Annotated in this window: 5 protein-coding genes and 2 pseudogenes; 1 reads left to right on the plus strand and 6 read right to left on the minus strand. The window is 63.0% G+C overall.

Features of this window, described 5'->3' with window-relative positions; all coding sequences use genetic code 11:
- From Q427_RS31680 to rpoE, 4 genes and pseudogenes are all read right to left on the minus strand, one after another.
- Positions 1–184 (minus strand): annotated as a pseudogene (locus Q427_RS31680) (serine peptidase); the annotation flags it as partial.
- Between the two features lie 68 nt (positions 185–252).
- Positions 253–1,251 (minus strand): MucB/RseB C-terminal domain-containing protein, encoded by a 999-nt coding sequence (locus Q427_RS25000; protein WP_043518074.1) that lies wholly within the window; start codon positions 1,249–1,251, stop codon positions 253–255.
- Positions 1,251–1,937, minus strand: coding sequence for a sigma-E factor negative regulatory protein (locus Q427_RS25005; RefSeq protein ID WP_043518077.1), 687 nt, complete (start codon positions 1,935–1,937; stop codon positions 1,251–1,253). Before Q427_RS25005 ends, Q427_RS25000 begins: the two co-directional genes overlap by 1 nt.
- A 200-nt stretch (positions 1,938–2,137) precedes the next feature.
- A pseudogene (rpoE, locus tag Q427_RS25010) lies at positions 2,138–2,742 on the minus strand (RNA polymerase sigma factor RpoE).
- A 299-nt stretch (positions 2,743–3,041) separates the two neighbouring features.
- Here rpoE and Q427_RS25015 point away from each other — a divergent pair.
- Positions 3,042–4,118: a 3-deoxy-7-phosphoheptulonate synthase gene (locus Q427_RS25015; protein WP_043518078.1), complete on the plus strand. Its 1,077-nt coding sequence runs from the start codon at positions 3,042–3,044 to the stop codon at positions 4,116–4,118.
- 107 nt (positions 4,119–4,225) lie between these two features.
- Here the strand turns inward: Q427_RS25015 and dinG are convergent, their stop codons facing one another.
- Positions 4,226–6,373, minus strand: coding sequence for an ATP-dependent DNA helicase DinG (gene dinG / locus Q427_RS25020; RefSeq protein ID WP_043518080.1), 2,148 nt, complete (start codon positions 6,371–6,373; stop codon positions 4,226–4,228).
- Positions 6,374–6,609: 236 nt separating this feature from the next.
- Entirely contained in the window at positions 6,610–7,884 is a 1,275-nt protein-coding gene (rhlB, locus tag Q427_RS25025; RefSeq protein WP_043518082.1) for an ATP-dependent RNA helicase RhlB, read from the minus strand.
- Positions 7,885–7,966 lie beyond the last annotated feature (82 nt).

Below are 7,966 nucleotides of genomic sequence, written 5' to 3' on the forward strand. Positions count from 1 at the left end.
CGAAGCCCTCGAATGCTGGAGCACGCTCCACCGTTCGCGTGGTGGAAATATTGACCACCCCCGGTGCGGCCTGTTCGACCAGGCTGGCAAAGTCGGGAAGGTCGCGGGCATGGGCCGCCTGCCAGGGGAGCAGCAGGGCCAACAGAAGCGCCCACAGCGGAAAAGATCGGGTCATTGGTCTCATGAAAAACTCCTGCGTCATTGCGTACGTTTCACATGTCGGCTGTTACATTGTTATCCGCTGTTCCCCAGTCAATCATCACTGGTGGCATCCTCCCAGACCAGGCTATCAGCCACCTGGGCCAGCACACGGGGAGGCAACTCCCCCATCACCACCACCTGCATGGGCTGCTCACCCACTGTCAAATGGCGCACCACGGCAAGCGAGATACCCAATCGATGAAGGCCGGGGATAAGCCGCTCCCGCCCCTCCTCGATCGCTTCGACGAACAGGCTCAGGGTAGAGAGGCCGTCGCTATAGATGCGGTGGCCCACTTCCTCGCCATGACGTTCACTACGCGTATCCACCGGCTGGCCAACGAACCCTTCCGGCAGCCATTCAGGACGCCAGGGCTGCTGGGGAGGTGAGCGAAGCTCATCGAGAAAGACGCTGCCGTCATGGAGCTGCGGCGCCTGGAGTTCGGTAATCTGGAAGGTTTCGACCACTCGACCGCGGTCGTCGAGGAGTTCGCGCTTCAAGGGGAGTGCTGTGGTGGAATCGAGCCAGACTCGCTGACCGAAACGCAGGCCGTCGAGAGGCTCGATGTCCAGGCGAACGGCAGGACGATTGGCGATCCGCTCGCCGCTCCCCAGGCCAAGCCGATAGTACTGGTCCAGATGCCTGGCCACCCCGGCCGGCGAGGCAAGGGCCTCTTCCTCGCCATCGGCCCAGCCCAGCCGTCCGATGCGTCCACGGCGCTCGAAGAAGACCTGCGGACCGTCGAGGAAGCGCGCCACTTCACGTTCCACGCCATCCTGAATATCGTGGGAGAGTGCCAGGGTCCTGACACCATCGATACCGATACGCACCGCCCGTGCCTGGAAGATATAGCAGTGATTGGCCCAAAGGCTACGTTCATACCAGTCGATGGCCGACTCCGGCGCATCCCAGTCGGATAGCTGACGACAATCGAACTGCTCGTTTGCTGTCTCGCCACCTGCCGGCGTGTCGGCGGCCAGCGGCAGCGAAACGAGCAGGCCACCGATGCCGCAGAGTACCGCCAGGCGAAACAGGGTACGCCCGGCCCTCATCAGCGCTGCCCCAGCGTCTCGCTACCGGAAGCGCGCAGTAGCGGCATCCAGACATCACCGCTGCGGTAGGCAGCACCTTCTGAGTGTCGATCGAGGTAGGACTGCAACAGTCTTGCCTGCTCTTGGTCGGAACTCGCGGGCTGCCGGGATTGCGGAGACAGGAAAAGGGGATTGTCGAAACTGGCTCCAACGGGCATCACCCCCGCCTGGCCACCCGAGGCCGCCGGCGAGAACAGGGGCGCGCCCTGGCCCCCTGCCTGACTGGCCAGGCTTCGCTGCGGTTGCTCCGAGTTGGTACGGGTTTCGGTCCCGGCGACCGGCGCATCACCGGTGCTGGCAAAGTCGCTGCCGTTATAGAACTGCACCCCGGTAATTACCATCAGCGAAACGGCAGCGGCAATTCCGGCACCGCGAGCCAGGGAGGGAGAGCGTCGTGTCACCGAGGGCGTGGATTCCAGGGCCGGCACCGGCTCGGCTTCAATGCGGGCCATGATACCAGCCGAAAGATCCTTGCTGACATCGATGTCATGATCCCGACGCATCAGGCTACGCATCAGGTGATAGCGTCGCCAGGCATCAGCCGCATCGGGGTCGTCCTCCAGGGACTTCAGCGCCCGACGTAGCTCGAGATCATCACCTTCGTTGTCCATCAGGGCAGAAAGCGATTCCCGTGCGTTCTGACTCATTCTCACACCCCCACACTGTCAAGGCACCCTGCCTTGCGTTCAATGATATTCGCCATTTTCCGTCACACCGTACCGGAAAAACCGACTGGCCCACGTACCGATAAAAGCGTTGTAACGTAACAATCACTGCATCTGACGCCGCCGACGCCAGACAGTTCAGCGGCAGCGCAAAATCCTTCGAATTTTCTCACTCGGCGCTTTCACTCGGTCATCGATTCCCGGGTCCGCGCAGTGGTCACGAAGGGCTGGATATGCTGATCCACCGCCTCGCGGGCACGAAAGATACGCGAGCGCACCGTACCGACCGGGCACTGCATGATATGGGCAATGTCCTCATAGGAGAGCCCGTCCAGCTCCCGCAGGGTAATCGCCGTACGCAGGTCATCGGGAAGGTTCTCGATGGCTTCGAAGACCGCGGACTCGAGCTGGTCCCGCGCCAGGGAGGCCTCCGGCGTCTCAATATCGGCAAGGCGGCCACTATGATCGAGAATCTCGGCATCGACGATATCGAGGTCGCTGCCCGGCGGGCGCCGCCCCTTCGAAACCAGATGATTCTTGGCAGTATTGATGGCAATCCGATACATCCAGGTATAGAAGGCGCTCTCGGCACGAAACTTGCCAAGTGCCGGTACGCCTTGATGAAGGCCTCCTGAGCCACATCCTGCACTTCACTGTGATCCTGGACGTAGCGTCCGATCAGCCCGATGATCTTGTGCTGATACTTCCTTACCAGCAGGTCGAACGCACGCGTATCGCCCTGCTGGGCGCGTTCCACGAGTTGTTGGTCGGTCTCTCGGCTGCCCATTCACGCCCCCCCCGACCGGGAGAGAGCCTGCTGACTGACGGAAAAACGTAATATCGTGATGGATTCTGCATGCATGGTGTAAACCTGGTGCCTGTTGGCAGCTGAGTGTCCCTGGAATGTTGCCCCATCCAAACGGCAAGTGTTCCTGTTTATTGGCCGCGCATCAAGCCGGCTGCCATGCGCCGGCTTTCAGACAGTCCCCGTGGCCCAGGTTCCTGCCACAATTGCTATTTTCCCTCTCCGCGGTGTATAGTAGATCATCCTCCGAGCCTTCAACGCATCACGATACAGGTAGCGAAATGTCAGATCAGCAGGTCAGCAACCTCAACGTTCTTTCCCAGGACGTTCTGATCACCCCCGAAGCCCTCAAGAATGAAATACCGCTCGGCGAAATTGCCGAAAAGACGGTCATCGAGGGGCGCCGGACCATCCAGAACATTCTCGATGGCACCGATCCCAGGCTGCTGGTGGTGATCGGGCCCTGCTCCATCCACGACATCGACGCCGCCCTCGATTATGCACGTCGCCTGCGCCGCCTGGCCGATGAGGTGAAGGACAGCCTCTACGTTGTGATGCGAGTCTACTTCGAGAAGCCCCGCACCACCGTCGGCTGGAAGGGCTTGATCAACGACCCACACCTCAATGGCTCGTTCGAGATCGAGGAAGGGCTGCACATCGCTCGCCGGTTGCTGGTCGAGCTCTCCGAGATAGGCCTGCCACTGGCCACCGAGGCACTCGATCCCATTTCCCCCCAGTACCTGCAGGACTGCATCAGCTGGTCGGCGATCGGCGCACGCACCACCGAATCCCAGACCCACCGGGAGATGTCCTCCGGCCTGTCAAGCCCGGTCGGGTTCAAGAACGGCACCGACGGCAGCCTTGACGTTGCCGTCAATGCCCTGCAGTCGGTGGCGCATCCCCACAATTTCCTGGGCATCAACCAGAGCGGTCAGGTGGCGATCATCCGCACCCGCGGCAACGCCTATGCCCACGTGGTGCTGCGCGGCGGCAACGGCAAGCCCAACTACGACAGCGTCAGCGTCGCGCTGGCAGAGCAGGAGCTGCGCAAGGCCGACATCAAGCCCAACATCATGATCGACTGCTCCCACGCCAACTCCAACAAGGACCCGGCGCTGCAGCCATTGGTCATGGAGAACGTCACCAACCAGATTCTGGAAGGCAATCGTTCGATCATGGGCCTGATGGTAGAGTCCCACATCGGCTGGGGCAGCCAGAAGATTCTCGACGATCACAGCCAGATGCAATATGGCGTTTCGGTAACCGACGCCTGTATCGACTGGGACACCACCGAGGAGGCCATGAACCGGATGGCCACGAAACTCAAGCCGGTCCTCGGCTCCCGTGGCGAGACCTGACTCCAGTCGTGACTCGCCAATGCCAGCAGGCCCGCCTTTCACGGCGGGCCTGCTGCATGAGGGCCTCACTTGTCTTGTGTCGTACATGCCCTGTCATTCCCGCCCTGTCACACGCCTTCTGTCACGCCGTCGATCTCGCGCACGAAAGGCGGTAGCGCATCGAGCAATGCTCTTCCGTAGCGGCGCGTCAGCACCCGGCGGTCCAGCAAGGTAATGCGCCCCTGATCGGCCTCCTTGCGAATCAAACGCCCGCAGGCCTGTACCAGCTTGATCGAGGCATCGGGGACGCTGATGCGCATGAAGGGGTTGCCGCCCTGGCTCTCGATCCACTCCGCCAGGGTCGCGCCGACCGGGTCGTCGGGCACGGCAAATGGCAGCCGGGTGATCACCACGTGTGTCAGGTAGTCACCGGGCAGATCGATGCCTTCGGCAAAGCTCGCCAGACCGAAGATGATACTGCCCTTGCCGGCGTCCACCCGGGCCCGGTGCCGCTCGATCAATTCACGCTTGGGCAGCCGATCCTGGGCCAGCACCCGCTCTCGCTGTGCCGGAGGCAAGGCCTTCTCGACGGCACGCAGTTGCGCCCGCGAGGAGAACAGCATCAACACCGCCTCATCGGCACCAAGGTGGCCGACAAAATCGATGATGGCCCGCTCGTGCCCTTCGCGGTCCGCCGGATCCACCGCCTCGAGAGGAACGCTGAGCACTGCCCGCGAATAATCGAACGGGCTGGGCAATCGCTGGTAGCGATAGCGGTTGGCCAGCCCGGCACGCTCCTGCAGCCGTTCGAAACGCCCCAGCGCGGTAAGGGTCGCCGAGGTCACCACGGCGCCGTAGCAGCTCCCCCATAGCGTCCTGGCCAGGGTGGGCGCGGCCGAGACGGGGCTGGCCGAGAAGATGAGTTCAGGATCGCCACCGAAGCGCTCCAGGGTCATCCAGCGGGCTTGCGGGGCCTCGCCTCCGGTATCGGCTACGGAATAGGCCTGCCACAGCCCATGGGCCTCCAGTGCGCGGCCGTGCAGCAGTGCCATCAGCGGCAGCCAAGCCTCGGCCTGTTCGCGGGCAAGGCCCGTGTGCTTGTCCGGGTCGAGGCTCTCCCGCAGGATGTCGCTCAGGGTCTCCAGGGTCCGTGCCAGCTCGGCGAAGGCGGTCAACAAGGTGCCGGCATGTTCCCGCAATCCATCGGGCACCCGCCCCATTTCGAAGCGGTGCTGAAGAGCCTCCTCGCCATCAGCCAACCCATGGGGGCGGCCGGCAAGCTGGTGCCCCAGGGAGAAAGCCTCTCCCAGGCGAGGCTCCAGTGCGGCAATGGCTTCCGGGAGCGTGCCCAGCAGCCTGGCCACGGTGGGCTGAATGGCCAAGGCCTGGTTGAGTTCAGTGAGAGACTTTTTCAAGCTGCCGAGCCAGCGTAGCGAACCACCCACACCGACACGATGGGCGAAGTGGTTGAGCGCCTTGTCCGGCAGATGATGCCCCTCGTCGAAGACATAGATGCAGTCGCCGGGTGGCGGCAGCACGACACCGCCGCCCAGGGACAGGTCGGCCAGCACCAGGTCGTGGTTGGCTACGACGACATCGGCCGTCTCCAGATCCCGTCGCGCACGGAAGAAGGCGCAGGCGGCGAAGTGGCCGCAGCGCCGGTTGGTGCACTGCCGGTGATCGATGGTCAGGCGACGCCAGTCGGCGTCATCGATCGATTCGGACCAGCTCTCACGGTCGCCTTCCCAACTGCCACTACCGTAGGCATCAGCCATGTCGCGAACCAGGGCCTGGAAATTGTCGCCGGACTCCTGAACCAGGCTCTGCTCGAACATCGACAGGGTCGGGTTGCCGGTCACTCCGTCCAGCTCCTGCTCGAGGCGCGCCACGCACAGGTATCGACCACGCCCCTTGGCCAGGGCGTAGTGGAAATCCAGGCCACTGTGGGCCTTGAGGGCGGGAAGATCCTGATGCAGCACCTGCTCCTGCAGTGCCACGGTGGCGGTGGCGATGACCAGACGCTTGCCGCGGGCCTTGGCCACCGGCAACGCTGCCAGCAGGTAGGCCAGGGTCTTGCCGGTACCGGTGCCGGCCTCGAGCACGCAGACATGCTCATCGGAGGTACGCTTGCCCGCGTCGTCGGCCTCGATGCCGCTCAGGGTTCGAGCGATCTCGGCGATCATCAGCCGCTGGCCGTAGCGCGGTGTCAGCCCCTGAGCCTCGAGCACGCGACGGTAGGCAGTCTGTATCTCGCCCTTCAGGGCCTCATCAAGCATGCTGCCGCCTGTATCATCAAGGGGACCACGAGAGAAACGCGGCTTTCCCGGCGACAGGCCTTCGCGGAGGCGCTGTGAACCCTTCCCTGGGCGCTACATTCTTCATCCCTGAAGAATGACCTCCACTCCGACCTATCCCCGGCGCCGCACAGTGGGGCGACTTCTCAGGCGTAGCCCGAGCGGTTTCTTCTGCAAGCGGCAGATCGCCGCTCTTATCACTTACAGCGGCCATTCACTTACAGCAGCCCCTCGGGCGGATGCTCGCAGGGCAGCTTGCCGTTGATATAGCGCTCGATCTCCGGCAACGAGAAGGCATCCTCTTCGCCGACGAAACTGATCGACACCCCGTTCGCGCCGGCACGGCCGGTACGGCCGATACGGTGCACATAGTCTTCCGGGTCTTCCGGCAGGGTGTAGTTGATCACATGGCTGACATCCTCGATATGGATGCCGCGGCCGGCCACGTCGGTGGCTACCAACACCTGGATCTCGCCTTCCCGGAAGGACTCCAGCGTCTTGATGCGCTGATTCTGGGGCACGTCACCGGAGAGCATCGCCGCATTGATGCCTGCCTTCCTGAGCAGCTCGTCGAGCTTGCGCACCAGGTCGCGGCGGTTGCCGAATACCATCACCCGGTCGAAGCTCTCCTGACGCAGCAGGTTGACCAGCAGACGCTGCTTGTCATCGTCGCTGACCATATAGACCCGCTGATCGATGTTGGCGGCGTTCTCCACCGTTACCTCGATCTCGACGTGCGCCGGCTCATGGGTCCACTGGCTGGCCAGATTGAGGATGTCCTGGGAGAAGGTGGCCGAGAACAGGAAGGTCTGGCGCTCCTCCTTCTTCGGCGTATGCCGGATGATCCGCTTGACGTCGGGAATGAAGCCCATCGACAACATGCGGTCCGCCTCGTCGAGCACCAACACTTCGACCTGGGTCAGGTCGACGTCGCGCTTCTCGTGGAAGTCCAGCAGCCGGCCAGGCGTTGCCACCAGGATATCCACCTTGCGCCCCAGGGCGTCGCGCTGCTTCTGGTAATCCATGCCGCCGACCACGCTGGCCACGTTGAGCGACGTGAAGCGTGCCAGGGCCTTGGCGTCTTTCTCGATCTGCAGTGCCAGCTCGCGGGTCGGCGCCACAATCAGGGCACGAGGCGCACCGACCTTCTGGGCGTTCGGCTCTTCCTCCTCGAGGAAGTAGGCCAGGATCGAGATCAGGAAGGCCGCGGTCTTGCCGGTGCCCGTCTGAGCCTTGCCGACGATGTCGCCACCCAACAGGGTCTGGCTCAGGGCCTCCGCCTGGATCGGGGTGCAGTATTCGAACCCCAGGGCATGAATGGCTCGCATCAGCGGCAGCGGCAAATCGAAGTCGTGAAAGCGCCACTTGCCCGCCTCGACAGGCACCTGGAACTGGCGAAGATCCCAGTTCGATTGGCGGCGGCGCGGCTTGCGACGACGACGTTTGGGCTTGCGGTTCTCGGCCGGTGCTGTGGTCTGTTCCGACTCGCTCATAGGCTATATGTCTTGTCCGTAGCAATGGATGAAGGAAACACTGCACGAATGCCTGCGCAAGCGAAATCGCTATGTTGCGCTT

Source organism: Halomonas sp. BC04 (assembly GCF_000568385.1).

Excerpts from the sequence above, each read along its gene's own strand:
- Q427_RS25000 (WP_043518074.1), bottom strand. The coding sequence starts at position 1,251 with ATGAGGGCCGGGCGTACCCTGTTTCGCCTGGCGGTACTCTGCGGCATC.
- dinG (WP_043518080.1), bottom strand. The coding sequence starts at position 6,373 with ATGCTTGATGAGGCCCTGAAGGGCGAGATACAGACTGCCTACCGTCGC.
- Q427_RS25005 (WP_043518077.1), bottom strand. The coding sequence starts at position 1,937 with ATGAGTCAGAACGCACGGGAATCGCTTTCTGCCCTGATGGACAACGAA.
- Q427_RS25015 (WP_043518078.1), top strand. The coding sequence starts at position 3,042 with ATGTCAGATCAGCAGGTCAGCAACCTCAACGTTCTTTCCCAGGACGTT.
- rhlB (WP_043518082.1), bottom strand. The coding sequence starts at position 7,884 with ATGAGCGAGTCGGAACAGACCACAGCACCGGCCGAGAACCGCAAGCCC.